Origin of the sequence: Streptomyces sp. SM1, from assembly GCF_002910825.1 — a bacterium.
Taxonomy (GTDB): domain Bacteria; phylum Actinomycetota; class Actinomycetes; order Streptomycetales; family Streptomycetaceae; genus Streptomyces; species Streptomyces okerensis.
Window position 1 is genome coordinate 1 of sequence record NZ_NEUB01000930.1, and the last position, 835, is coordinate 835.

Annotated in this window: 2 protein-coding genes; both read right to left on the minus strand. The window is 77.0% G+C overall.

Translation table 11 applies throughout. From position 1 onward, the window contains the following. Positions 1–136 precede the first annotated feature (136 nt). On the minus strand, positions 137–457 hold the full coding sequence (locus B9S61_RS31965; RefSeq protein WP_103545317.1) for a DUF3040 domain-containing protein: 321 nt from the start codon (positions 455–457) through the stop codon (positions 137–139). 66 nt (positions 458–523) lie between these two features. Continuing rightward, the coding region (locus B9S61_RS31970; RefSeq protein ID WP_146065007.1) for a polysaccharide pyruvyl transferase family protein at positions 524–835 on the minus strand (312 nt) is incomplete at its 5' end.

Here is an 835-nt window from a genome sequence, read left to right on the forward strand (position 1 = left end):
CCCACCGGCGACGGCGAGCGGGCCCCGGCATCGCGCGCGCCCGGTCTCTCCGTACGCGGTGCGCTGAGTACGCCGCGCCCTCAGTCCGTACCGCCGGGCGTTCGCCCTTCGGCCCGCGGCCCGCTCCGGTGAGCGCTCAGCCGCCGGACCACCGGCACAGCAGCCGGAACGCCGCGAAGAGGGTGAGCGGCCACGCGGCGGCGAACGCCCAGACCGCCCACGGGGCCGAGGTGACGATGCCCGTCACCATCAGCGTGACGGAGACCGCGAGGAGGACCGCCACCGTCCACCCGCGCGGGCGCCAGGACACGACACGAGCCGGCAGGCGGCTCGCGCCGGAGTCCCGGCCGGCCCTGAACGTGCGCAGACGCCGGTCCAGCCGGCGGTCACGGCGCAGGGTCCGCTCGATCTCGTCGAGGATGTGCTGTTCGTGTTCGGGAAGCCGGCCGAGGGACACCGTCTCTCCTCCAGGGACGACCGCGAGGACTGCGACGGGATGCCGGGTGCCCGGCCGGACGCGGGGCTAACCGGCGGCGGGGCGGGGCGCCAGTACCTCCATCAGCCGGTCCGCCCCGTCCGGCACCCGGTCGTCCCGGAACGCGTCGCGGACCTGCCGCGCGGCCACCCGGCCCGAGGTCAGACACCAGTCCCACCAGCGCTCCAGCCGGCGCTCGTCCAGCTGCTCGGCGGACAGCAGCGCGGGCCAGCCGCACGCGCGGGCCTGCGCGGTCACCTTGGCCCCGCCCGCCACCGGGTCCACCGCCAGCACCGGCGTGCCGACCCGCAGCGCGATCACCAGCCCGTGCAGCCGGTCGGTGACGACGAGGTCGAGGCG